18 protein-coding genes are annotated in these 24,458 nt (G+C 62.1%); 13 read left to right on the top strand and 5 right to left on the bottom strand.

What is annotated here, in order from left to right; translation table 11 throughout:
• The first annotated feature begins 46 nt into the window (after positions 1 to 46).
• The 9 genes from AACH39_RS04905 (at position 47) to nagZ (ending at position 8,536) form a co-directional block, all read left to right on the top strand.
• A complete protein-coding gene (locus tag AACH39_RS04905) occupies positions 47 to 1,459 on the top strand; it encodes a DegQ family serine endoprotease (RefSeq protein ID WP_215782162.1) in 1,413 nt (470 codons plus the stop codon).
• Positions 1,456 to 1,695 (top strand): glutaredoxin family protein, encoded by a 240-nt coding sequence (locus AACH39_RS04900; RefSeq protein ID WP_215782163.1) that lies wholly within the window; start codon positions 1,456 to 1,458, stop codon positions 1,693 to 1,695. The genes AACH39_RS04905 and AACH39_RS04900 overlap by 4 nt, the downstream gene beginning before the upstream one ends.
• Before the next feature lie 107 nt (positions 1,696 to 1,802).
• A complete protein-coding gene (gene lepA / locus AACH39_RS04895) occupies positions 1,803 to 3,596 on the top strand; it encodes a translation elongation factor 4 (protein ID WP_215782164.1) in 1,794 nt (597 codons plus the stop codon).
• Entirely contained in the window at positions 3,597 to 4,568 is a 972-nt protein-coding gene (lepB, locus tag AACH39_RS04890) for a signal peptidase I (RefSeq protein WP_305798424.1), read from the top strand.
• Positions 4,569 to 4,681: 113 nt separating this feature from the next.
• On the top strand, positions 4,682 to 5,395 hold the full coding sequence (gene rnc / locus AACH39_RS04885) for a ribonuclease III (RefSeq protein WP_215782165.1): 714 nt from the start codon (positions 4,682 to 4,684) through the stop codon (positions 5,393 to 5,395).
• Positions 5,392 to 6,285 (top strand): GTPase Era, encoded by an 894-nt coding sequence (era, locus tag AACH39_RS04880; protein ID WP_215782166.1) that lies wholly within the window; start codon positions 5,392 to 5,394, stop codon positions 6,283 to 6,285. The genes rnc and era overlap by 4 nt, the downstream gene beginning before the upstream one ends.
• A gap of 3 nt (positions 6,286 to 6,288) precedes the next feature.
• Positions 6,289 to 7,047: a DNA repair protein RecO gene (gene recO, locus AACH39_RS04875; RefSeq protein WP_215782167.1), complete on the top strand. Its 759-nt coding sequence runs from the start codon at positions 6,289 to 6,291 to the stop codon at positions 7,045 to 7,047.
• On the top strand, positions 7,044 to 7,454 hold the full coding sequence (acpS, locus tag AACH39_RS04870; RefSeq protein ID WP_215782168.1) for a holo-ACP synthase: 411 nt from the start codon (positions 7,044 to 7,046) through the stop codon (positions 7,452 to 7,454). The genes recO and acpS overlap by 4 nt, the downstream gene beginning before the upstream one ends.
• Positions 7,451 to 8,536, top strand: a complete 1,086-nt coding sequence (gene nagZ / locus AACH39_RS04865; protein ID WP_215782169.1) for a beta-N-acetylhexosaminidase — start codon at positions 7,451 to 7,453, stop codon at positions 8,534 to 8,536. Before acpS ends, nagZ begins: the two co-directional genes overlap by 4 nt.
• A gap of 3 nt (positions 8,537 to 8,539) precedes the next feature.
• Here the strand turns inward: nagZ and AACH39_RS04860 are convergent, their stop codons facing one another.
• The 5 genes from AACH39_RS04860 to pta all read right to left on the bottom strand — a co-directional run bounded on the left by AACH39_RS04860 (position 8,540) and on the right by pta (position 19,112).
• Positions 8,540 to 9,847: a S8 family serine peptidase gene (locus AACH39_RS04860; RefSeq protein WP_338621028.1), complete on the bottom strand. Its 1,308-nt coding sequence runs from the start codon at positions 9,845 to 9,847 to the stop codon at positions 8,540 to 8,542.
• Between the two features lie 226 nt (positions 9,848 to 10,073).
• Positions 10,074 to 11,231: an HD domain-containing phosphohydrolase gene (locus tag AACH39_RS04855; protein ID WP_215782171.1), complete on the bottom strand. Its 1,158-nt coding sequence runs from the start codon at positions 11,229 to 11,231 to the stop codon at positions 10,074 to 10,076.
• 79 nt (positions 11,232 to 11,310) lie between these two features.
• On the bottom strand, positions 11,311 to 15,222 hold the full coding sequence (gene hrpA / locus AACH39_RS04850) for an ATP-dependent RNA helicase HrpA (protein WP_215782172.1): 3,912 nt from the start codon (positions 15,220 to 15,222) through the stop codon (positions 11,311 to 11,313).
• 151 nt (positions 15,223 to 15,373) lie between these two features.
• Positions 15,374 to 16,855 carry a methyl-accepting chemotaxis protein gene (locus tag AACH39_RS04845; protein WP_215782173.1) on the bottom strand — a complete coding sequence of 494 codons (1,482 nt, stop codon included), beginning with the start codon at positions 16,853 to 16,855 and terminating at the stop codon, positions 15,374 to 15,376.
• 172 nt (positions 16,856 to 17,027) lie between these two features.
• On the bottom strand, positions 17,028 to 19,112 hold the full coding sequence (gene pta, locus AACH39_RS04840) for a phosphate acetyltransferase (RefSeq protein ID WP_215782174.1): 2,085 nt from the start codon (positions 19,110 to 19,112) through the stop codon (positions 17,028 to 17,030).
• Between the two features lie 722 nt (positions 19,113 to 19,834).
• On the opposite strand from pta, the gene AACH39_RS04835 reads away from it, so the two are divergent.
• The 4 genes from AACH39_RS04835 (at position 19,835) to AACH39_RS04820 (ending at position 24,402) form a co-directional block, all read left to right on the top strand.
• On the top strand, positions 19,835 to 20,944 hold the full coding sequence (locus AACH39_RS04835; protein WP_215782175.1) for an aromatic ring-hydroxylating dioxygenase subunit alpha: 1,110 nt from the start codon (positions 19,835 to 19,837) through the stop codon (positions 20,942 to 20,944).
• Between the two features lie 95 nt (positions 20,945 to 21,039).
• Positions 21,040 to 21,576 (top strand): hypothetical protein, encoded by a 537-nt coding sequence (locus AACH39_RS04830; RefSeq protein ID WP_338621027.1) that lies wholly within the window; start codon positions 21,040 to 21,042, stop codon positions 21,574 to 21,576.
• 51 nt (positions 21,577 to 21,627) lie between these two features.
• Positions 21,628 to 21,975, top strand: coding sequence for an STAS/SEC14 domain-containing protein (locus AACH39_RS04825; RefSeq protein WP_215782177.1), 348 nt, complete (start codon positions 21,628 to 21,630; stop codon positions 21,973 to 21,975).
• Positions 21,976 to 22,101: 126 nt separating this feature from the next.
• Positions 22,102 to 24,402 (top strand): Tex family protein, encoded by a 2,301-nt coding sequence (locus tag AACH39_RS04820; protein WP_338621026.1) that lies wholly within the window; start codon positions 22,102 to 22,104, stop codon positions 24,400 to 24,402.
• Positions 24,403 to 24,458 lie beyond the last annotated feature (56 nt).

Below are 24,458 nucleotides of genomic sequence, written 5' to 3'. Positions count from 1 at the left end.
GTCCTGCCGCCTGTTTGACGTAACTGTTCGATTCCGAGGTGAATACATGACACTCAGAAGCTTGATGGCCATTGTGGCACTGGCAACCTCGATGCTGGGCGTGCCCGCCTGGGCTGCCGATGCGGCCAGCCTGCCGGACTTTACCCAGATCGTGACGGCTGAAGGGCCGGCGGTGGTCAATATCAGTACCAGCCGCATTGAACGCCAGGCCTCCAATGCGCTGCCCGATGCCCTGGCCAACGATCCCTTCTTCGAATTCTTCCGCCGCTTTGCGCCGCCCCAGATGCGTGAGCGCGAGGTCGGCTCGCTCGGTTCCGGCTTCATCATTTCCGCCGACGGCTATGTGCTGACCAATGCCCACGTCGTGTCGAAGGCCGAAAAAATCACCGTGACCCTGACCGACAAGCGCGAGTTCAAGGCAAAGCTGATCGGTGCCGACAGCCGTACCGATGTGGCCTTGCTGAAAATCGACGGTAGCAAGCTGCCCGTGGTCAAGCTGGGCAAGGCTTCCAGCCTGCAGGTCGGTCAGTGGGTGCTGGCCATCGGCTCGCCCTTCGGTCTCGACAACAGCGTGACATCCGGCATTGTCTCGGCGCTGGGCCGCCAGCTGCCCGATGACAACTACGTTCCCTTCATCCAGACCGATGCCGCGGTGAACCCGGGCAACTCCGGCGGTCCGCTGTTCAACATGAAGGGCGAGGTTGTCGGGATCAACTCGCAGATTCTCAGCCGCTCGGGTGGCTTCATGGGCATCTCGCTGGCCATTCCGATTGACGTGGCGCTGGAAGTGGCGGATCAGCTCAAGGCCAACGGCAAGGTGTCGCGTGGCCGCATCGGTGTTCAGCTGCAGCCGCTGAGCAAGGAACTGGCTCAGTCGTTTGGTCTGTCCCGCGCCGATGGCGTGCTGATTGCCCGTATCGAGCCGGACAGCCCGGCCGCGCGAGCCGGTCTGCGTGTCGGCGACATCATCACCGGGGTCAATCAGCAGGCGATCACCAATACCGGCGATCTGCAGCGCGTGATCGGCATGGCCAAGCCGGGCAGCCGCTTCAATCTGCAGGTGTGGCGTGACAAGGCGAGCCGGCAAATCACGGTGGTCAGCGAAGAGCTGAAGGACCAGCCGGATCAGGATGATCAGTCCGGCAACGACAACAATGCGAAACCGAATGGCAGCGACCGCAATCTGGGTCAGATCGGCCTGGTGGTCAGCCCGCTGAACGCCGCGCAGCGCCAGCAGCTGGGCGTCGGCTTTGCCGTGGTGGTGCGCGCCGTCAGCGCCGGCAGCGCCCGTGCCGGGCTGGTGCCGGGTGATGTGATCGTTGGTATCGGCGGCGAGAAACTGTCCTCGGTCAAGCAGCTCGAGGCGGCGATCAAGTCCGGCAAGGGCAGCATTGCCCTGCAGGTGCTGCGCGAGGGCAATCTGATGTTCATCGCCATTGCGCTTGGCAGCGGCGAATGACGCTGACCCTGTACTTTCGCGAGTACTGCAGCCTGTGCCATCAGATGCTGGCTGAACTCGCGCCCTGGCGCGCGCAATATGGCTTCGGGCTGGAGGTTGTCGATGTGGATGAGGATCCGCAGCTGACCGAACGCTTCGACGAGCTGGTGCCGGTATTGATGGATGGTGAGACGGAAATCTGTCATTACCACCTCGATACCGAGCGTCTGGCTGCACATCTGCGGGAAATCAGCTAAAATCCGCGCCAGTGTATGCTGTTTTCGTGGCCGGGCATGTCCCGGCCGCGTGTCGTTTTTGGCTGCTGGGGGCAGGCATTACCTGCTCTTATTTTTTCCGGACTCCGATGAAACATATTCGCAATTTCTCGATTATCGCCCACATTGACCATGGCAAGTCCACGCTCGCCGACCGCTTTATCCAGTATTGTGGCGGGCTGGACGCGCGTGAAATGAGCGCGCAGGTGCTCGACTCGATGGATATCGAGAAAGAGCGCGGCATCACCATCAAGGCTCAGACGGCCGCCCTGCATTACAAGGCGCGCGACGGGCAGGTCTACAATCTGAACCTGATCGACACCCCGGGGCACGTTGACTTCTCCTACGAAGTGAGCCGCTCACTGTCCGCCTGCGAGGGGGCACTGCTGGTGGTCGATGCCTCGCAGGGCGTCGAGGCCCAGACCGTGGCCAACTGCTACACCGCCATCGACCTGGGCGTCGAAGTCGTGCCGGTGCTGAACAAGATCGACCTGCCATCCGCCGAGCCGGAACGCGTCAGCCAGGAAATCGAGGACATCATCGGCATCGAGGCGATCGATGCGGTGCGCGCCTCTGCCAAGTCCGGCATCGGCATCGAAGACATTCTCGAAACCGTGGTCAGCAAGATTCCGGCCCCGGTAGGCGATCCCGATGCGCCGCTCAAGGCGCTGATCATCGATTCCTGGTTCGACAACTACGTCGGCGTCGTGATGCTGGTGCGCGTGGTCGATGGCACCCTGCGTCCGAAGGACAAGATCAAGTTCATGGCCACCGGTGCCGAGCACCTGTGCGAACAGGTCGGTGTCTTCACGCCGAAGTCGGTGCAGCGCGAGACGCTGTCGGCCGGCCAGGTGGGCTTCATCATCGCCGGCATCAAGGAACTCAAGTCGGCCAAGGTCGGCGATACCATCACGCATGTCTCGCGCCAGGCCGAAGCGGCCCTGCCGGGCTTCAAGGAAGTCAAGCCGCAGGTGTTTGCCGGTCTCTATCCGGTGGAAAGCCACGACTACGACTCGCTGCGCGATGCGCTGGAAAAACTGCAACTCAACGATGCCTCGCTGCAGTTCGAGCCGGAAGTGTCGCAGGCACTGGGCTTCGGCTTCCGCTGCGGCTTCCTCGGGCTGCTGCACCTGGAAATCGTGCAGGAACGTCTGGAGCGCGAATTCGACATGGATCTGATCACCACGGCACCGACCGTGGTCTATCAGGTGCTGATGAAGGATGGTGAGCTGATCGAGGTGGAAAACCCCTCGCGCCTGCCGGAATTGTCGAAAATTGAAGAAATTCGCGAGCCCATCATTACTTCCACCATCCTGGTGCCGCAAGATTATGTCGGCGCGGTGATGACGCTCTGCAACCAGAAGCGTGGCGTGCAGCGCAATATGCAATACATGGGTCGTCAGGTGATGCTCACCTACGACATGCCGATGAACGAAGTGGTGATGGACTTCTTTGACAAGCTCAAGTCGACCAGCCGTGGCTACGCCTCGCTCGATTATGAATTCAAGGAATTCCAGACCGCCGATCTGGTCAAGCTGGATATCCTGGTCAACAGCGAGAAGGTGGATGCCCTGTCGCTGATCGTGCATCGCTCGACCTCGATGTATCGTGGCCGCGAACTGGCGTCGAAGATGCGCGAGCTGATTCCGCGCCAGATGTTCGACATTGCCATCCAGGCCGCCATCGGCAGTCACATCATTGCCCGTGAAACCGTCAAGGCCCTGCGCAAGAACGTGCTGGCCAAGTGTTATGGCGGCGACATCACCCGCAAGAAAAAGCTGCTGGAAAAGCAAAAGGCCGGCAAGAAGCGCATGAAGCAGGTCGGCAACGTGGAAATTCCGCAGGCAGCATTCCTTGCCATCCTTCAAGTAGGGGACAAATAAGTGTCGGGTAACTATTTTTGGGTATTTGTCGCACTGGCCGTCATCGGCCTGATGCTGACCCTGTTCGGCGGCAAGAAGCAGCCGGGCGCCAAGGACTTTCCGCCTTCCGTGCAGTGGGGCGCGCTGTTTGTCGTCATCGGCATTTTCGGTGTGCTGTCCGAGTACATCAGCCTGACGGCCGTGCTGCTGCTGTTCGTGGTGATTACCGGTGTGGTCTGGGCGCTGGATAAATGGCTGCTGGCGAAAAAGCGTCAGGCCAGCCAGCAAGAGGCCTCCCTGGTGGTCGATTATGCCAGGGGCTTCTTTCCGGTCATTCTGGTGGTGTTCGTGCTGCGTTCCTTCCTGGTCGAGCCGTTCACCATTCCGTCCAGCTCCATGCGCCCCGGTCTGGTGGTCGGCGACTTTATCCTGGTCAACAAATTTATCTACGGCATTCGCGTGCCGGTGCTCAACAACGTGCTGATTCCGGTTGGCAAGGTCGAGCGCGGTGATGTCATGGTGTTCAACTTCCCGATGAACCCCAAGGTCAACTACATCAAGCGCGTCATCGGCCTGCCGGGCGATACCGTCGAATACCGCAACAAGCGCCTGACCATCAACGGTCAGCCGGTGGCGGACGTCAAGGACGGCACCTACGACTACCTGGAGCAGCGCGTGGCCATGATTCACAACGACCGCTTCCAGGAAGATCTGCTGGGCAAGAAGGTGGAAGTGCTGAACATTCCGGATGCACCGACGCTGGTGCCGGCGCAGGTGATGGATTTCCCCGATCGCGACCAGTGCCGCTACGACGACAACGGCTTTGTCTGCAAGGTGCCGGCCGGCAAGTACTTCATGATGGGCGACAACCGCGACAACAGTCTCGACGGTCGCTACTGGGGGTTTGTCGATGATCGTCTGGTGGTGGGCAAGGCCTTCTTCATCTGGATGAACTTCTCCCAGCCCGGACGTATCGGCAGCCGGGTCAACTAATCTCCAGCTTCATATCCCATGCCTGCATCGCACTGTATTATCATTGCGTATGCAGGCATGACTTTTTTCCGGCCCGAGCCCGGCTCGGGCCGGCAACCCATTGAACAGAATCCATGGTGACGTCCCCAGAATCCCGTTTCCGCCGCCTCAGCGAGGCGCTCCAATATGTGTTCCGCCAGCCGGCCCTGCTGCGACAGGCATTGACCCACCGCAGCTTCGGCTCGCCCAATAACGAGCGTTTCGAATTCATCGGCGACAGCATCCTCAACTACACCGTGGCGCGCATGCTGTATGACCATTTTCCGGCGCAGACCGAGGGCGAGCTGTCGCGCCTGCGCGCCAACCTGGTCAACCAGAACACCCTGGCCGAAATCGCTCATGAGCTGAAGCTGGGCGAGTATCTGTACCTCGGCGAAGGTGAGTTGAAGAGCGGCGGGTTCAACCGGCCGTCCATCCTGGCGGATGCGCTGGAGGCCACCTTTGCCGCCGTCAGCTTCGATGCCGACTTTGCGGCCGCCGAGCAGGTGGTACGCGGGCTGTACGCCGAGCGCATTCGCAGCATCGACCCGACCAAGCATGCCAAGGACGCCAAGACGCGCCTGCAGGAAGCTTTGCAGGCACAGAAGCTGGCCTTGCCGAAATACCGTATTCTCGAACAGAACGGCGAGGCCCACGAACAGTGGTTCCGCGTGGTCTGCGATCTGGGCGAGCTAGCCATAGAATCCACCGGCGAGGGCGGCAGCCGCCGCGCCGCCGAACAGCAGGCCGCCGAAGTGGCGCTCGACCTGCTGGCCCAGCACATTGCCAAAGGCAAGAAAACCCGATGACTGAAGAAATCCAATACCACTGTGGCTTTGTCGCCATCGTGGGCCGCCCCAATGTCGGCAAGTCGACGCTGATGAACCATCTCATCGGCCAGAAGATCAGCATCACCTCGAAAAAGGCCCAGACCACGCGCCATCGCGTCACCGGCATCCGCACCGAGGCCGATGCCCAGTTTGTCTTTGTCGACACCCCGGGCTTCCAGACGCACCATCGCAGCGCCCTCAATGACGTGCTCAACCAGAGCGTGCGCGACACCCTGTCCGACGTCGATTGCGTGCTGTTCCTGGTGGAAGCCATGCGCTGGACTGCGGCAGACCGCGAATTGTTGCCGCTGCTGCCGAAAAACACCCCTGTGATCCTGGTGGTCAACAAGCTGGACAAGGCCAAGGACAAACTGGCGCTGGCACAATTCATCGACACTGTGCAGCAGGACTTTGCCTTTGCCGCCGTCGAGGCCGTCAGTGCCAAACATGGCCAGCGCCTGGCCGAACTGCTGCTGCAAGTCCGTCCCTATCTGCCCGAATCGGTGCCGCTGTATCCGGAAGACATGGTCACCGACAAGAGCGAACGCTTCCTGGCTGCGGAGATCGTGCGCGAAAAGCTGTTCCGCTATCTGGGCGAAGAGCTGCCTTACTCGATGAATGTCGAAGTCGAGATGTTCGAGATGGATGGCAATCTGCGCCGCATTCATGTTGCCGTGCTGGTCGACCGTGAAAACCAGAAGAGCATCGTCATCGGCAAGGGAGGCGAAAAGCTGAAAAAGATTTCCACCGAAGCGCGGCTGGATATGGAAACCCTGTTCGACGGCAAGGTGTTCCTGCAAGTCTGGGTCAAGGTCAAGACCGGCTGGGCCGACGACGTGCGCTTCCTCAAGGAATTCGGTCTCGACTAAGCCATGGCTGCCTCGCAACCCGGCAAAATTGACCGCCAGCCGGCCTATATCCTGCATGCGCGGCCCTATCGCGAAACCAGCCTGCTGCTGGAGGTCCTGACGCCGGATCACGGCCGTCTGGGTCTGGTGGCGCGCGGTGCGCGCCGCCCGCGCGCCGAATTGCGGGGGCTGCTGCTGCCGTTTCAGCCGCTGACCCTGTCCTGGTTCGGCAAGAATGAAGTGCGCACCCTGCACAGTGCCGACTGGCAGGGCGGGGTACGACAGCTGTCAGGCCTGCCGCTGATCTGCGGGTTTTACCTCAACGAGCTGCTGATGCACCTGCTGGTGCGGGAAGACCCGCATGGCGAGACCTGGCGCATCTATGACCGCGCCGTGCGTGGCCTGGCGGCAGGAGAAAACCCCGGTGCCCTGCTGCGCCGCTTTGAACTGGCCCTCATCGGCTGCCTTGGCTATGCCCCCTTGCTGACCGAAGATGAAGAGGGGGCCGCGGTTCAGCCGGATCGTCTGTATGTGTGCAGCCCTGGCCAGGCACCGGCGCTGGATCGCGGGTTTGAGCCCCGCCACCACCAGGCCATGGTCTCCGGCGCCACCTTGCTCGCCATGGCGGCGGATGACTTCTCTGCCGAACTGACCCGGCGCGAAGCGCGCGGCCTGCTGCGCCTGATGCTGGAAGAGCTGATGGGGCCGGAGGCGCGCCTCACCACCAGAGAGCTGCTGCAGTCCCTGACGCTGCCAGCCGAACAGGAGCCTGAGCCATCATGATCGCGGGAATTGGCACCGACCTGGTCGACATCAGCCGTATGCAGGGGCTGATCGAACGTCATCACGACGGCGTGGTGCGGCGCATTCTGGCGCCGCAGGAGCTGGCAGACTGGCAGGCCAGCCGCGATCAGGCCCGTTTTCTTGCCAAGCGCTTCGCCGCCAAAGAGGCCCTGGCCAAGGCGCTGGGCACCGGCGTGCGCGCCCCGGTCCTGCTGACCGCCATCCATGTCGAACACGATGCCGCCGGCAAGCCACAGCTGGCCTTTGCCGCTGAACTGGCCGAGTACCTCCGCCAGCGCGGCATCACCGCCCACCATCTATCCATCAGTGACGAGCGCACCCACGCGCTTGCCTTTGTCGTGCTTGAGTGCGCCGATGCGGCGCCCACCCGTGAGAGGACATCATGACCCCAGCCCTCAACCTGCCACGCGGCCCCCTGACCGTCGGCATCGCCGGCCTGACCCTGACTGAGGAAGAGCGCCAGACCCTGCGCCAGCCGATGGTCGGTGCCGTGATCCTGTTCCGGCGCAACTTCAGTGATGTGGCCCAGTTGCGTGCCCTGACCGCCGAAATCCGCGCACTGCGCTCCCCCGCGCTGCTGATCGCCGTCGACCACGAAGGCGGCCGCGTCCAGCGCTTTCTGCCGGGCTTTACCCGCCTGCCGCCGATGCGCCGTCTGGGCGAGCTGTGGCAGCAAGACCCGGGCAAGGCGCGCCAGTTGGCGGAAACCGTCGGCTATGTGCTGGCCGCCGAGCTGCGCGCCTGCGATATCGACCTGTCATTCACCCCGGTGCTTGACCTTGACTGGTCGCGCTGTGCGGTCATCGGTGACCGCGCCTTCGCCGCAGACCCGGATGTGGTCAGCGAACTGGCCCTGGCCCTGCAACGCGGCCTGGCGCGCGGTGGCATGAACAGCTGTGGCAAACATTTCCCCGGCCACGGCTGGGTCGAGGGCGACTCGCACCATGTCATCCCGCACGACGAACGCAGCCTGGCCCAGATCCGTCAGGATGATCTGGTGCCCTTTGCCCGCATGACGGTCGCCGGCATGGGCTCGGTGATGCCGGCCCATGTGGTCTATCCGGCGGTGGATAGTCAGCCGGCCGGCTTCTCTCGCATCTGGCTGCAGGACATCCTGCGTGGTGAGCTGCAGTTCGACGGGGTGATTTTCTCCGACGACCTGTGCATGGAAGGGGCGGCCGGTGTCGGCGGCATCGTCGAACGCGCCCGTGCCGCATTTGATGCCGGCTGCGACATGGCGCTGGTCTGCAACCGCCCGGATCTGGCGGCTCAGCTGATGGCCGAATTGCCGATGCCGCAGATTGCCGGCCTGGCCGAGCGGTTGGCTCGCATGGAGGGTCGTGGCGCCGCCGAAGACTGGCGTGCGTTGATCGCCACGCCGGACTTTGCGGATTGCCAGCGTCAGGTTGCCGCCCTGGTCCCGTCCGAAACCACCCTCAAGGGTCCGGCCGTCGGCGAAGCCCACTGAGCCTCAGCGGCGTCCCGGGATGCCGGGGCGCTGTCCGCTGGCCTCGCGCACACCGCCGGGCAGCAAGGCGGCCTGCAGTACGGCATGGCCGGCATCCAGTACACCGCTGCCGCACAGATCCGTGCGGTGGTAACAAAAGGAAGACGGTGCATAAGGGCGTGCTGTACGCTGCAGGATCTGCCTGATGCCGCCGGATGTCAGCGAGGGATTGGCCGCCAGCATCAGCGCGATGGTGCCTGACACGATCGGGGCCGAGTAGCTGGTGCCGGCACCCGGCGTCATGACCCAGGGCGCCCCAGGGGCGGCTGGATCCGGGCAGTGCCGGGCGTCGCTGACAGGGTGTTGCAGGGCACAGTGGCTGGCGACCGGATAGTCGCTGTAGCCGCCATCCTGATCATCCAGCGCGCTGGCCGGCGCTGCCAGCGTGATCGCCCGCCCGTAATCGGCATAATCGGCCAGGTGACCATTTCGGGTCACGGCGGTCACCGTGATGACGCCGCGGCAATTGGCCGGTGCCCGCGCACCATCCAGCTTGCCGTCATTGCCGGCGCTGGCCACAATGGCGCGGGCCGAGCCCCGCTGCAGCGCTTCGTCGATGGCTTGCTGGATATCAGCCGGGCAAACCCTGCCAACATCCTCATCCTCTGCACTCAAACTTATGTTCAACACCTGTGCCGGAAAGCGATTGTGCGGTACCCCGGCGACCGGCAAGCCAGCTGCCCAGCGGATGCTGTCCACCAGATCCTGTCGGTTGTAGCCCCGCCCCCCGGCCCGTACCGGCAAAATGCGGCTGTGACGGCTAATCCCGCTCAGTCCCCAGCTGGCATGTCCCTGTGCCGCAATGATGCTGGCCACGCTCGTGCCATGCCAGCTGCTGTCGGACGCCTTGGTTTCCGGCTCCCCATAGGCACGGAGCAGTGCTACCGAATAGGCATCACCGGGGTCGCTGGCATCGCTGTCGCGGCCGTCGCCATCACCGGCATAAATGAATGGGCAGCCATACTGATGTGCGACCCGGTCGGGGGGGCAGGGCATCGGATCCTGAGACACCATGTCGTAGCCGGGCAGGATGCGCCCCTTGAGCAGGGGGTGGTCAAACAAGATACCGCTATCAATGACGGCGACGATCACGCGCGGTGATCCCTGGGTAATCTGCCAGGCCGGTCCGATATTGATGCCGCTGAGCGGCTCATCCAGATACCACTGGGTGGCGTGGTCATACAGTGGACTGCTGCGCTGCGGCTGAGCTGCAATCTGTGGCGCCAGCAGGCAGGCGCCGAACAATGGGAAAAAAAGCCGTTTCGAGAACATGACATGCTCCTGGTTGACGAGGGGCGCCATGCGCCAGGCCCGGACACCCGCCTGTTGCACATGGCATGGCATTGGGTTCGTATTGGCTTGACGTGTTTCCCGACTACCAGAAAAACAGTCCGTACTGACAGGGGGTGTTCAGCAGAACGCAGAACGGGGTCAGGTCTTTCATATCGCATCCAAATGCAATATGAAAGACCTGACCCCGTTCGTTAGCGCTTTCCGTTCAGCCAGTCTTCCACAAATTGCCGAGATAGCCTGGGCGCACGCCGCTGAGCGAGGCCGCGCAGGGTTCGACCACCTGGTAGGATGGATTACGGGTTTCGCGGATCAGCGGCTCGCCATAGGCCGGGCCGTCGGCCTTGCGCAGCGCCGCCACTTGCGGCGTGCTGGGCTTGGCGCCGCGGTAGGTGACCACGCCGATTTCATTGCTGGCCAGGCGCACGAAGCTGCCGGGCGGGTAGATGCCCAGTTCCTTGATCAGCAGGGTGGTGAAGGCCTCGTCGAATTCGGCGTCTTTCTTCTGGAAAATCTGACCCAGCGCGGTGGCCGGCAGCAGGGCCGAGCGGTAGCGGCGCGGGGTGAGTTTGGCGCAGACGATGTCGGCCAGGTGCAGGATGTGGGCCGGCGGCAGGATCTCGGTCTTTTGCAGCGCGAAGGGGTAGCCGCGACCGGTCCAGGATTCGTGATGGGTCTGTACCAGGGTGTGCCACAGCTCGTCCTGTACGCCGACTTCACGCAGGATGGCCGAGCTCATCAGCGGATGCGCCTTGATCTCGTGCTTTTGATCCGGCGTCAGGGCGTCTTGCTGCGAGAACAGTTCGTTCTGCAGCTCGACCTGGGAGATGTTCATGGTCAGCGCGGCGCACAGCAGGGTTTCACGGTGGTTGGCCGGCAGGGCCATGCGCCGCGTCAGCAGTGCCAGCAGCGCCGTGGTGTGCACGGCGTGCGCCGGGGCGTATTCGCGGAACGGGGCCAGCAGGATCGAGGCGATGACGGCATCCGGCTGCTCTTCACTCAGGCGCAGAATGCTCTGGGCCACGCCTTCGACCGATTGCTGGAAGCCGCGAATCTTGAAGGCCTGGCGCAGCAAGGCGCGGGTGCGCAGGTACAGGTGCGCCATTTCGTCAAACGGTCCGGGCTGCAGCCGCTTGTCTTCGATCTCGAAATCGACTTCGGCTGGTTCTTCGCGTTCTTCGGCCTTGCGCGGCGTGAAGCCGAGCGTTTCCAGTTTGGACTTCTGCTCATCGGTCAGGACGTAATAGCCCTTCTTCATCAGCAGAAAGCCGTTGTTGGCGAATACATCGAACGGCAACTCCTTGCCGACCTCAATCAGGTCAGCAGGCGGTTTGCCTTGGCGAGTCTTGGTCGAACCTGAAGTCATTCCCTGAACCTGAGATTTCATGCTAATCGTATAAACGATTTTAACGCTTTACTATAAAAACGCATAGTACAGCGGCGGGCTATTTGATGTCGCCCCAGATTTTCTGCAGGCGCTTGAGCGATACCGGGTAGGGGGTCTTCAGCTCCTGGGCAAACAGTGAGACGCGCAGTTCCTCGATTTGCCAGCGGAAATCGGCCAGGGCGGGTGAAACCTCGCCTTGCGCCATCTTTTCGTCAACGCGACTGCGCCACATCTCCCACATCTGTCGGATTTCCGCTGCACGCTGGCCATCGCGCTGCGGGTTGGCCGCCTGCTTGTCCATACGCAGGCCCATGGCCTTCATGTAGCGCGGCAAATGTTGTAGTTGCGGCCAGGGGGTGGCAGTCAGAAAACCGCGATAGACCAGGGCATCCAGTTGCGTGCGCAGTTCGTGGCCCAGGCGATGTTTGGCCAGCCGCAGCGACAGTGCCTGATACTCCTGGGCGATTTGCCCCAGATATTGCATGACGGCCTGTGTCACCGCCGGCAGGCGGGTGCGTGCACGCGATTTTTGCTCGTTGAACTGCTTTTCGCTGCGTGGCAGCGGGTCTTCACCGATGAAGGCCCGGTCGCAGATGGCGGCGATGGCATCGGCCAGCAGCTCGTCGGCATTGCATACCGCGCGCAGTTGCAGGGCGATCTGGGTCAGGCCGGGCAGACCCTTGCCCATTTGTTTCATCTGTTCTTTGAGTTGTAGCTGCAGCAGGCGAATCACCCCCTGGCGATGAGCCTGCTCGCTGGCGGCCTCGGTGTCGTACAGGCGCAGGGCGATCTGGTTTTGCTCCACGGTCAGTGCCGGGTAGCCGGTCAGTTGCTGCCGGCCGCGGGCAAACTGGATCGAGGCCGGCAGGTCGCCGAAGTCCCAGCTCAGCACATTGTCACGTTCGAATTCAGCCGAGGTGTCGCGGAAGGTCAGCTGGGCCGCCTGGCCAAACTGGCGCTGCAGGGCTGTCAGGTCGCGACCGCAGCCGATTTCCTGCTTGCCGTCGTCGATCACGCGGAAGTTGAACAGCAAATGCGCCGGCAGTTCGGCCTGGGCAAAAGCTTCGTCGCCCGGGTGCTGGCGGGTTTCCTTGCCGACAAAGGCGGCCAGCTGCGGGGCCAGGGCCTGTTGCTGGTCTGGCTGGCTGTCGAGGAAGCGGGTGACGAAGTCGGGCACCGGTACGCAGTTGCGGCGGATTTGCTTGGGCAGGGCCTTGATCATCATCTGCAGCTTTTCGCGGATCATGCCGGGCACCAGCCAGTCGAAATGGGCGGGCTGCAGACGGTTGAGGATGGCCAGCGGTACGTCGACGGTCACACCGTCGAGCGGGTGGTTGGGCTCGAAACGGTATTTCAGCCGCAGCTTGCCGTCGGCGGTCTCCAGCCATTCCGGGAACTGGTTTTCGGTGACGTGCTGGGCCGCATGGCGCATCAGCTCGTCACGCGTCAGGAACAGTTTTTTCGGTTCGTCGCGTTCGATTTCCTTGCGCCAGGCCTCGAAGCTGGCGGCATCGACCACGTCGGTGCCGATGCGCTCGCTGTAGAAGCTGAACAGCGCTTCTTCATCGACCAGCACGTCCTGGCGCCGGGATTTGTGCTCCAGCTGTTCCACTTCGCGGATCAGCCGCTGGTTGTGCTGGAAGAACGGGGCCTGGCTGGCATACTCCATCGCCACCAGGGCGCCGCGAATGAACAGCTCGCGCGCTTCCTGCGGCGCGATGCGGCCGTAGCTGACCGGGCGGCGTGCCACCAGGGTCAGGTTGAACAGGGTGACACGTTCGCTGGCCACCACCTCCCCGCGCGCTTTTTCCCAGTGCGGGTCGAAGTAGTGGTACTTGACCAGGTGCGGAGCCAGTTTCTCGATCCACTCCGGCTCGATCTTGGCTACCGAACGGGCGTAGAGGCGTGAGGTTTCGACCAGCTCGGCCGCCACCAGCCATTTCGGTTTGGCTTTTTTCAGGCCGGAGCCGGGGAAGATCAGAAAATGGCTGCCCCGGGCGCCGAGATAGTCGTCTCCCTCGGTGGATTTCATGCCGACATTGCCGATCAGGCCGGTCAGCAGCGCCTTGTGCAGGTTTTCGTAGGCGACGGCATCCAGTTTCTGTTTCGCCTTGTCCGATTGCGGCTGGTTGACCGGTACGGCTTCGGCGCGGAAGCCCAGCTCGGCGGCAATTTCGGCCAGCTGGCCGTGCAGTTCACGCCATTCGCGCATGCGCATCCACGACAGGAAGTGGTCGTGGCACAGGTTGATCAGCTGGCGGGTGGATTTCTTGTGCTTCTGTGCCTCGTCGTAGAACTCCCACAGGTGCAGGAAGGACAGGAAATCGGACTTGTCGTCGACGAAGCGCTGCTGAGCGCGTTCGGCGGCATCGCGGGCATCGAAGGGCCGTTCGCGCGGATCCTGGATCGACAGCGCCGAGGCGATGATCAGCATTTCGCGCACACAATGGAAGTCGCGCGCCGCCAGCAGCATGCGGCCCAGGCGCGGGTCGGTCGGGATGCGCGCCAGCTCCTCGCCGACCTTGGACAATTCCCCGCTGTCATTGAGGGCGCCCAGCTCGGTCAGCACCTGATAGCCGTCGGCAATCTGGCGCGAGGAGGGGGCTTCGATGAACGGGAAGGCATCGACCCGTCCCAGGCGCAACGAAGCCATGCGCAGGATCACCGCCGCCAGGTTGGCGCGCAGGATTTCCGGGTCGGTAAAGGCCGGGCGGGCATTGAAGTCGTCTTCGCCATACAGGCGGATGCAGACGCCGGCCTCGACCCGGCCGCAACGGCCGGCACGCTGCCGTGCCGCCGCCTGCGAGATCTTTTCCACCAGCAGTTGTTCGATCTTGGCGCGCGGGCTGTAGCGCTTGATGCGCGCCAGCCCGGTGTCGATCACGTAGCGGATCCCCGGAACGGTGAGCGAGGTTTCCGCCACGTTGGTGGCCAGTACGATGCGACGGCCACCGTTGGGCTTGAAAATGCGTTGTTGCTCTTCATTGCTCAGACGGGCGAACAGCGGCAGGATCTCCAGCCCGCGCAGGCCGGCCTTGCGCAGCTTCTCGGCGGTTTCGCGGATTTCGCGTTCGCCGGGCAGGAACACCAGAATGTCGCCGCTGCCCAGCCGCATCAGCTCCTGGGCGGCCTCCACCACGGCGTCTTCCATCTCCATTTCGCGTTCGTCTTCGTCGCGTTCCTTGAGCGGGCGATAGCGCATTTCCACCGGAAACAGCCGGCCGGAGACTTCGATCACCGGCGCGTTGTCGAAGTGGCGCGAGAAGCGGTCGGCGTCAATGGTGGCGGAGGTGATGATGATTTTCAGATCGGGGCGACGCGGCAGCAGTTGTCGGAGGTAACCCAGCATGAAGTCGATGTTCAGGCTGCGTTCGTGCGCTTCGTCGATAATGATGGTGTCGTAGGCTTCCAGCCAGCGGTCGGTCTGGGTTTCGGCCAGCAGGATACCGTCGGTCATCAGCTTGATGACGCTCTTTTCCGACAGTTGGTCGGTAAAGCGTACCTTGAAGCCGACGTGCTCGCCCAGCGGCGAGCCGAGCTCCTGGGCGATGCGGGTGGCGACCGAGCGCGCCGCCAGCCGGCGCGGCTGGGTGTGGCCGATCAGGCCATGCACCCCGCGTCCGAGTGTCAGGCAGATCTTCGGGATCTGAGTGGTTTTGCCTGAGCCGGTTTCACCGCAGATGATCACCACCTGGTGCTGCTCGATGGCGCTGCGGATGTCGTCCAGCTTCTGGTTGACCGGCAGACTGTCATCGAAGGTGGGGGTCGGCAGGTGGGCGCGCCGCGCCGCCACGCGGGCTTGCGAACGCGCCATCTGCGCCTCGATCTGCCCTTGCAGCTTGTCACCCGGTTGCCCCTTGCGCAGCCTGGCCTCCAGCTCGCGCAGCTTGCCCAGCAGCGGCCGCCGGTCACGAATCAGGCAATCGGCCAGAGCGGTTTTCAGGGCATGGGAGGGCATATCGGATTTCATGATGCAGCCGGTCAGAACAAAGGAAGGCTGCGATTATACCAAACCTGGGGTCAGGTCTTTCATTTTGCATTTGTACGGAGAAACAGCGGGGTCAGGTCTTGTATTTTGCATCAGGACGCAAAATACAAGACCTGACCCCGTCTTGGGGCCTTTAGGCGGGGTTGCCGGAGAACTGTCGCATGGATTGTCCCAGCTCGGCCATCAGGGCATCCAGTTTGTGGATGGCTTCGGCGATGGTGTGTACTTCCTGGGTCAGCGTGCGGGTCGATTCGCCGACGGCGGTGATGTCGCCGGCAAACTGGGTGAATCCCTGGTTCTGGCGTGCTTCGGCGGCCGAGACTTCGCTCAGGATGCTGGCCAGGTGGCGGGTGTCGCGGATGATGTCACCCAGTTGCTGCTGGGCCGAGGCACTGTTGCTCTGGCCGGCCTGCATTTGCTGGCTGCCGTTGCGCATGGCTTCGATGGCCTGGGTGGTACCGTCGACGATGACGCGGATTTTCTGCTCGACGCCTTCGGTGGCGTGCTGGGTTCGTTCGGCCAGCTTGCGTACCTCATCGGCCACGACGGCGAAGCCACGTCCGGTTTCGCCAGCGCGGGCAGCTTCGATGGCGGCGTTGAGCGCCAGCAGGTTGGTCTGATCGGCAATGTCGCGGATCAATTGCACGATGCCGCTGATTTCGGCGCTGCGCTGCCCGAGCTCTTCCAGCCGCATGGCGGCATCGCGGATGACGTGGTTGGCCTGGTTGAGCTGATCGACGGCCTGGTCCATGGCCTGGCCGCCTTTGCTGGCCTGGGCGCCGGCATTCTGTGCCATGCTGGTGGCGGAATGGGATTGCTCGGTGTTCTGGCTGGTGACCACGGCCATTTGCTGGGCGATCACCACCATGTCTTCAGCCCGTTCACGCTGTTCCGACATGGTCTGGGCCATCTTGCGCGTGGCCTGTGCGATGTCGCGGCTGGCGCTGGAGGCATCCTGAATCGAGCGGGTGACCTGCTCGAGCATGGCCTTGACCGCGCGGCTGGCTTCTTCCGCTTCGTTGCGGGCGATGTCCAGCTTGGCAAAGCTCTGTACCTTGGCTTTGTCGTAGGACATGGCCAGCACCAGTACCATCAGGGTCAGGCCGGACAGTGATTTGGCCTGCAGGGTGGGAATGACGTGGTGGTCGATCGGGACTGGCGGCAGCATGCCGGGTTCGCCGCTGAGCAAAAAGAAGCTGCCGATGGCCAGCAGGGCCAGCAGGGTCCAGACCACGCCGGAGGCGCGGCCGCTGACAAAGATGGCGGTGAAGGGGATGGCAGCAAACCAGACGATGCTGGTCGACATGATGCCGCCGTTGACATACACCATCCAGCAAACCATGCAGTACATGGCGGCGATGATGAATTCGGCGCTGAAGCGCAGGGCGCCGGTCAGTTTGAGGATCAGCGGGCCGGAGAGCAGGCCCAGGCCACCGCAGACAATGCCCCAGCCCATGGCCGGATGGTTGAGCTGGAAATACTCGATGGCGAAGAGTGGGGCGATGATGCCGGCCAGCAGAGCCACCCCCACCACGGTTCTTGCCTTGATCGATTGCTCGGGAGATAGCCGGATCGATTCCGGTATGAACCATGTCGTGAGATTGGCTGCTGCCATTGATCATTGCCTCCTGTTGCTGGCTGTGGGTTGCAAATATCCCGAATGAATATATTTTTTTTCGGACTTTAAAACAATTGTTTGCTTGAATCAATGGCACTGCCGGTGAGGAAAGAGAAAAACAAAAGCCCCTGCCGTTGCGGGCAGGGGCTGTGGGCCGGGGAGGGCAGGCTTATTTCTGGCCGGCTTGCAGCGCGGTCAGGGCGATGGTGTAGACGATGTCGTCCACCAGGGCGCCGCGCGACAGGTCGTTGACCGGCTTGCGCAGGCCTTGCAGCATCGGGCCGACACTGACGACGTTGGCCGAGCGCTGTACCGCCTTGTAGGTGGTGTTGCCGGTGTTCAGGTCCGGGAAGATGAACACGGTGGCGCGACCGGCGACGGCGCTGCCTGGGGCCTTTTGCTGGCCGACGCTTTCCACCGAGGCGGCGTCGTATTGCATCGGGCCGTCGATGATCAGGTCTGGACGCTTTTCGCGGGCGATGCGTGTGGCTTCGCGTACCTTCTCCACATCACTGCCGCTGCCGGAGCTGCCGGTGGAGTAGGAGATCATGGCGACACGCGGCTCGATGCCGAAGGCCTTGGCCGAATCGGCCGACTGGATGGCGATGTCGGCCAGTTCTTCCGGGTTCGGATCCGGGTTGACGGCGCAGTCGCCATAGACCAGGACCTGTTCCGGCATCAGCATGAAGAACACGCTGGACACCAGGCGGGCCTCCGGAGCGGTCTTGATCAGTTGCAGGGCCGGACGGATGGTGTTGGCGGTGGTGTGAACCGCACCGGATACCAGGCCGTCGACTTCGTCCAGTGCCAGCATCATGGTGCCGAGCACGACGTTGTCTTCCAGTTGCTGTTCGGCCAGGGTGGCGTTCAGGCCCTTGCCCTTGCGCAGTTCGACCATCGGCTCAATGTATTTGCCGCGAATCTTGTTCGGGTCGAGGATTTCCAGCGACGCCGGCAGGGTGACGCCCTGGTTGTCGGCAATGCGCTGGATTTCCAGCGGATCACCCAGCAGCACGCAGCGGGCGATGTTCTTTTCGTGGCAGATGGCGGCTGCCATGATGGTGCGCGGCTCGTTGCCTTCCGGCAGTACGATGCGCTTGTTGGCCTTGCGGGCCTTCTCGCGCAGCAGGTAGCGGAAGGCGGGCGGCGGCAGGCGCGGCTCGTGCGGTTCGCCGACAAATTGCTTGAGCTTGTCGGCATCCAGGTGTTCGGCGATGTGGTCGATGACCCGTTCCATGCGCTCGGTATCATCTTCCGGCACTTCCTTGCCCATCTGGGTCAGGATGCTGCTGGTCTCGAAGGTGTTCATGGCGCTGATCATCACCGGCAGGTTGCTGGTGAAGGCGTGGTGGCACAGCTGCTGGATGCGCGGATCCGGCTGGGAATCGCAGGTGAACAGCAGGCCGGCCAGCGGTACGCCGTTCATGCTGGCCATGGCGGTGGCCAGAATGACGTCTTCGCGGTCGCCGCTGGTGACGACCAGGGCGCCCGGCTTGAGCAGGTGAATGAAGTTCGGTGCGGTACGCAGCGTGACCACGATGGAGTTCACGCGGCGTTCGCGGATCTGACCGGGGTGCATGATGGTGGCGTCGAGGTGGCGCGCCACGTCCAGCGTGCGCGGTGCCAGCAGATCGGTCTGCTCCGGAATCAGGCCCAGCAGGGGCAGATTGACGTCCTGGGCCCATTTGCTTTCGGCCTGGATTTGCTGGCAGATGGTCTTGGCGTCGCGCTTGCTGTTCTCGCGGTTGAGAATGATGCCGGCGATCTGGCCGCTGTGACCACCGAAGGACTGGACGCTCAGGTCGATCTGTTCGGCCAGTTCGTGGTCGCTCAATTGGCCGACCGAGCCCACCAGAATGGTCTGGGCTTCCAGGTTGCGGGCAATCTTGGTGTTCAGGAAAGTCGAGAAGACATGCTTCTGATCCGGCACCAGGCCTTCCACCACGACTACGTCTACTTTCTGGTTGGCGACCTTGCGATACAGGCTGACGATTTCTTCCATCAGTTGGTCGACCTGGCCCTGACCCAGCAGTTTTTCCACGTGCTCCATCGGGATGGGCTGCGGGGCGTCCGCACGGCAGATGGCACGGGCGAAATGGGTGGACAGTTCGGTTTCCTGGGTGTTGTTGCCCTGGGCAATCGGTTTGACGAAGCCCACCGACAGACCGGCTTGTTCGAGCGAGCGGATCATGCCCAGGGAGACGGAGGTCAGGCCGACATCGAAGCCGATCGGCGCCAGAAAGAATGTATGCATTGTTCAATTCCTTGAAGCCGGCTCATCTTGACGTGAGCCGGTACGATCATCAACGCTTTGCCAACATGGGCAGACCTGGCTGACAAGGGGTGATTTTCTGATTGCCGGGTTGTCCGATGCCAATTCGTCAACTCCGGTTGTATCTCAAAAAACCATTCCGTTATCAAGGTCAATCACCAGCTTCGCCGGCGATGGCTTGAACGTGCGCTGCCGATCTTGTGTATAGCACGATGCTGCTGTGCAGCAAAAGATCCTTGCCGAGCGCGTCCGGCAGCAGGGTTTGGCTGCCTGTCATCGCTGAACGAGTGCACTATTTACGCTAAAGCGGGCCTGCTGTGCAGGGGGTTTGGCGGGTGTTTCTCCTGCGATTGACGCATATCAATAGCCTGCCTATGTTGTGTTGCACAAAAGTTTCAGCTCGAATTATTGCAGATTCACTAATATTGTGTGGATTTGTGTGTGTAATTGATCGCTAACACATTGATGCTGAAAGGGTTATTTCTGCCTGTTTGTCGGCTGATTTGCTTTTTTGCCGATTTTTTTACTGTGGGGGTGGGTTTTTCTTGTTTTTTGCATGAAAGCACTTGCCCTTTTGCGGGGGGCAGGCCAGAATTCAACCCCGGTCCCTATGCCGGGCCTTTTTTGTTTTATAGCGTTCCGTAAACTCGTTTTAGGGCGAGATTCGGCTGGTCTTATACTTCTAACCAGGAGGTGTGGGAATAATGTCTGATCTGGCTTCTTCGCAGCTGTTGCAACCGGCTGCTGTCCAGCTTCCCATCAATACTTACTTCGACTCCGCCATTTACCAGCTGGAGCAGGAGCGTCTGTTTGCCGATGCCCCGGTGTACTACGGGCATGAACTGATGGTGCCGAACGAGGGTGACTATCACACCATCGAATGGCTCCAGCACGGCAAGATGCTCAAGCGTGCCGGTGGCGAGGTCCTGCTGTTGTCCAATGTCTGTCGCCATCGCCAGGCGCGCATCTACGAAGGTCGCGGCAACGGCAATCATGTGGTGTGCAATCTGCACGGCTGGACCTATGACAATCATGGTCAGCTGATCGGCGCGCCCCTGTTTCCGGAGACGCCCTGCCTGAACCTGGGTCAGACACCGCTGGTGTCCTGGCACGGCATGCTGTTCGATGCCCGCCGCAACGTGCGCCAGGATCTGGAACGACTGGGTGTGGCCAGCTATATGGATTTCGAAGGCTTCGGCTATCACAGCACCCATGTCACCGAGTATGACTTCAACTGGAAAACCTTCATTGAAGTGTATTCGGAGGACTACCACGTTGATCCGTTCCACCCCGGGCTGGGCAATTTCGTCAATTGTGCCGATCTCAAGTGGGAGTGGGGCAGTCAGTACCATGTGCAGTCGGTGGGTATCAAGAATTCGCTGTCCCGTCCGGGCTCCAAGGTTTATGGCGAGTGGCACAAGGAAGTGCTGCGCCGCTATGCGGACAAGTGCCCGGAATTCGGCGCACTCTGGCTGACTTACTATCCGAACATTATGGTCGAATGGTATCCGCACTCGCTGGTGATCAGCGTGGTGATTCCGCGTGGCCCGGAAAAATGCACGGTTGTGACCGAGTTCTTCTATCCGGAAGAGGTGCTGTACTTCGAACCGGAGTTCATCGAAGCCGAGCAGGCCGCCTACTTCGAGACGGCCAAGGAAGACGACGAGATTTGCTATCGCATGCATCAGGGACGCCGTGCCCTGTGGCTGGATGGCAAGAACGAAACCGGTCCCTATCAGTCGCCGACCGAAGAGGGCATGCAGCATTTCCACGAGTTCTATCGCCGCACCATGGGCGACTTGCTGCTGGCCTGATTCCGCGATTGCGTGCACAATGAAAAGGCGTGGGTTTCCACGCCTTTTTTGTTGATCCAATGACCCGGTTTCTACGCTTTCTTCCTGTGCTGTTTTTGTCCGCAGCCCTGGCTGCGCCTCCCCTGACCCAGGCGGTACGGCCGGCGAATGTTGTCCAGGCTGTCACGACCTATACCGACCCTGTCAGTGCCATTCAGATGCAAGTTCCTGCTGGCTGGCGCGTCCGGGCCGAGACCTTCAACGGGGTGCGCCAGTTGCGTGTGGTGCCGCCCAAGGCCGACCAGCGGGAACGGGCGGCTATTGATGTGGTTGTGCGCCTGCGCCCCTGGCGACGTGGGGAGTCGCTCAGCGGCCTGGCTGCGTCATTCCGCAATCAGCGTGGCGACCGCGAGGCAGCACAGGTGGTGCGCTATCTGCCCAAGGCCGGCCGGCTGGTGCTGGACTACCGGGAAGGACGCTATGTGTCGGGCCGTTTGTGGATCGTCCGGCGCAATCTGCATTTGTTCCAGCGCAAGGACCGTACCCGGGTGCTGGAGGCGCGCTGCGCCGCCAATGCGTCTGAATATAAAACCTATCGCAAGAGTCTGGAGCTGATCTGTTATTCGGCTCAGCTGACGCACGGCAAGTCATGATAAATTGCGACTAAAATGTAATTGCCGGATTGATTTTTGAGGAGCTGACTGATGATCTCTATTCGTGAACAGTCTTACGGACTGGATGTGGCGTTGTTCAACGAGTTCACCCTGGCCGATTTCAAGCTGTTCGAGGACGCGCTGCTCAAGCGCGCGGCGGAAATCGGTCATCCGCATGTCTTGCTCGACCTGTCCGAGCTGAAGGATTTCACCCTGGACATGGCGCTGGAAGAACTGCGCTTCGTGCGTGCCCATGAAAAGGACTTCGGCAAGGTGGCCGTGGTGGTCAGTGACGTCTGGATCAAGCTGGCGGCCCATCTGGCCGGCCTGGTTACCCGTGGTCATTCCGAGTACTTCGACAGTATCGAAGTGGCGCAAGCCTGGCTGAATGCCGCCTGATTCTTCGTCCGCTCATCCTGTCAGGGCCGGTTGCACCGGCCCTTTTGCTTTCTGCTGCCCGGCGGCTTGATTTTGTGCCGGAACCGGCTACAGTAACGCCTTCCCGTCAAACACAAGATATTGCCGATGTTGCCAAGTATCGCCAGCCGGATCGCGGCTGAACTGCAGGTTCGTGAACAACAGGTGGCCGCTACGGTCGAGCTGCTCGACGGCGGGGCCACCGTGCCGTTTATTGCCCGTTACCGCAAGGAAGTGACCGGCGGGCTTGATGATACCCAGTTGCGCAAGCTCGACGAGCGGCTGACCTATCTGCGCGAACTGGATGAGCGGCGCGAGGCCATCCTGCGCTCGATCAGCGAGCAGGAAAAGCTCACCCCCGCGCTGCAGCAGGCCATCCTGGCTGCCGACAACAAGACCACACTGGAAGATTTGTATCTGCCCTACAAGCCGAAACGGCGAACCAAGGCGCAGATAGCGCGCGAGGCCGGGCTGCAGCCGCTGGCCGACGCTTTGCTGTCCGACCCCGGTCTGGTGCCGGAAGAGGTGGCGCAGTCCTATGTCGATGACGCCCGGGGCGTGGCAGATGGCAAGGCGGCGCTGGACGGTGCGCGCGCCATTCTGATTGAAACCTTCGCCGAGGATGCCGGCCTGCTGGGCTCCCTGCGTGAAAAGCTATGGCGTGAGGGGGAGCTGGCGGCCGTGGTGGTGCCCGGCAAGGAGAGCGAGGGCGCCAAGTTCTCGGATTACTTCAATCACCGCGAAGCCTTGCATGCCATGCCCTCGCATCGCGCCCTGGCGCTGCTGCGCGGTCGCAATGAGGGCGTTCTGCAATTGGCGCTCAAATATCAGCCGGACGATGTGCCGCTGACCGAGCGCAGTGCCTACGAACGCCAGATGGCTGAGCATTTCGGCATCGCCGACAAGGGGCGCCCTGCCGACAAGTGGCTGCTGGATTCGGTGCGGCTCTGCTGGCGTGCCAGAGTGTTGCTGTCGCTGGAGCTTGAGCTGATGGCACGTGTCAAGGAAGCGGCCGAGTCGGAGGCCATCAGGGTGTTTGCCGGCAATCTGCGCGATCTGTTGCTGGCGGCGCCGGCAGGACGGCGGACCACCATCGGGCTGGACCCCGGTTTGCGCACCGGTGTGAAGGTTGCCGTGGTCGACGATACCGGCAAGTTGCTCGAGACCGCGACAATTTATCCGCATGCGCCGCGCAATGACTGGGATCGTTCCGTTGCCACGCTGGCACAGCTGGCACAGCGACACCGGGCCGAGCTGGTTGCCATCGGCAACGGTACCGCCAGCCGGGAAACCGACAAGCTGGCGCAGGACCTGATTCGCCTGCATCCGCAACTGGGCCTTACCCGGGTGATGGTCTCCGAGGCGGGGGCGTCGGTGTATTCCGCCTCCGAGCTGGCAGCCAACGAATTTCCGGATCTTGACGTCAGTCTGCGTGGCGCGGTGTCGATTGCCCGTCGTCTGCAGGATCCGCTGGCCGAGCTGGTCAAGATTGATCCGAAGTCGATCGGGGTGGGGCAGTATCAGCACGACGTCCATCAGGGCCAGCTGGCGCGTTCGCTGGATGGTGTGGTGGAAGACTGCGTCAACGCCGTCGGCGTGGATGTGAACACCGCTTCGGTGCCGCTGCTGACCCGCGTGTCCGGTCTGAACCAGACGCTGGCCGGCAATATCGTCGCCTATCGCAACCAGTACGGTGCCTTCCGTTCGCGTAGCGAGTTGCGCAAGGTGCCCCGCCTGGGAGACAAGACCTTTGAACAGGCCGCCGGCTTCCTGCGCGTCATGGATGGCGATAATCCGCTGGATCGCTCTGCCGTTCACCCGGAGGCTTATCCGGTGGTCGAGAAAATCGTCGCGCGCTGCGGGCGTGAGGTGCGTGGCCTGATTGGCGACAGCGCCTTCCTGCGTTCCGTCCGGCCGATGGACTATGTGGACGAGCGTTTCGGTCTGCCGACGGTGGTGGATATTCTGAAGGAGCTGGACAAGCCGGGGCGCGATCCGCGTCCTGAGTTCCGCACTGCCACCTTCCAGGACGGCGTGGAGTCTCTGTCCGATCTGCTGCCGGGCATGCTGCTGGAAGGCGTGGTGACCAACGTCACCAATTTCGGTGCTTTTGTGGATATCGGTGTTCATCAGGACGGGCTGGTGCATATCTCGGCGCTGTCGTCGCGCTACGTTGAGGACCCGCGTACGGTGGTCAAGGCCGGCGATGTGGTCAAGGTGAAGGTGCTGGAGGTGGATGTGCCGCGCAAGCGCATCGCCCTGACCATGCGTCTGGATGATCCGGCCGGTGCCGGCCGCAGCGCTGGGCGCAGTACGGCAGAGCCGAAGGCCCGGTCGCGCCAGGCGCCGTCAGCCGCGGCAGCGGGTGATACCGCCATGGCGGCTGCGTTTGCACGTCTGAAGAAATAGCATTCACGCGACTGTACAGAGGCGGATTCTGAAAATAATGCGGGAAAGGGCTTGAC

This window comes from Paludibacterium flexuosum (assembly GCF_037076605.1).
GTDB lineage: Bacteria > Pseudomonadota > Gammaproteobacteria > Burkholderiales > Chromobacteriaceae > Paludibacterium.
The sequence above is the reverse complement of the archived record's forward strand: the minus strand, read 5'-3'. Positions and strand labels throughout refer to the sequence as shown.

Excerpts from the sequence above, each read along its gene's own strand:
- AACH39_RS04845 (WP_215782173.1), bottom strand. The coding sequence starts at position 16,855 with ATGGCAGCAGCCAATCTCACGACATGGTTCATACCGGAATCGATCCGG.
- AACH39_RS04905 (WP_215782162.1), top strand. The coding sequence starts at position 47 with ATGACACTCAGAAGCTTGATGGCCATTGTGGCACTGGCAACCTCGATG.
- lepA (WP_215782164.1), top strand. The coding sequence starts at position 1,803 with ATGAAACATATTCGCAATTTCTCGATTATCGCCCACATTGACCATGGC.
- hrpA (WP_215782172.1), bottom strand. The coding sequence starts at position 15,222 with ATGAAATCCGATATGCCCTCCCATGCCCTGAAAACCGCTCTGGCCGAT.
- pta (WP_215782174.1), bottom strand. The coding sequence starts at position 19,112 with ATGCATACATTCTTTCTGGCGCCGATCGGCTTCGATGTCGGCCTGACC.
- recO (WP_215782167.1), top strand. The coding sequence starts at position 6,289 with ATGGCTGCCTCGCAACCCGGCAAAATTGACCGCCAGCCGGCCTATATC.
- AACH39_RS04825 (WP_215782177.1), top strand. The coding sequence starts at position 21,628 with ATGATCTCTATTCGTGAACAGTCTTACGGACTGGATGTGGCGTTGTTC.
- acpS (WP_215782168.1), top strand. The coding sequence starts at position 7,044 with ATGATCGCGGGAATTGGCACCGACCTGGTCGACATCAGCCGTATGCAG.
- AACH39_RS04855 (WP_215782171.1), bottom strand. The coding sequence starts at position 11,231 with ATGACTTCAGGTTCGACCAAGACTCGCCAAGGCAAACCGCCTGCTGAC.
- rnc (WP_215782165.1), top strand. The coding sequence starts at position 4,682 with ATGGTGACGTCCCCAGAATCCCGTTTCCGCCGCCTCAGCGAGGCGCTC.
- AACH39_RS04820 (WP_338621026.1), top strand. The coding sequence starts at position 22,102 with ATGTTGCCAAGTATCGCCAGCCGGATCGCGGCTGAACTGCAGGTTCGT.
- AACH39_RS04835 (WP_215782175.1), top strand. The coding sequence starts at position 19,835 with ATGTCTGATCTGGCTTCTTCGCAGCTGTTGCAACCGGCTGCTGTCCAG.
- era (WP_215782166.1), top strand. The coding sequence starts at position 5,392 with ATGACTGAAGAAATCCAATACCACTGTGGCTTTGTCGCCATCGTGGGC.
- AACH39_RS04860 (WP_338621028.1), bottom strand. The coding sequence starts at position 9,847 with ATGTTCTCGAAACGGCTTTTTTTCCCATTGTTCGGCGCCTGCCTGCTG.
- AACH39_RS04900 (WP_215782163.1), top strand. The coding sequence starts at position 1,456 with ATGACGCTGACCCTGTACTTTCGCGAGTACTGCAGCCTGTGCCATCAG.
- nagZ (WP_215782169.1), top strand. The coding sequence starts at position 7,451 with ATGACCCCAGCCCTCAACCTGCCACGCGGCCCCCTGACCGTCGGCATC.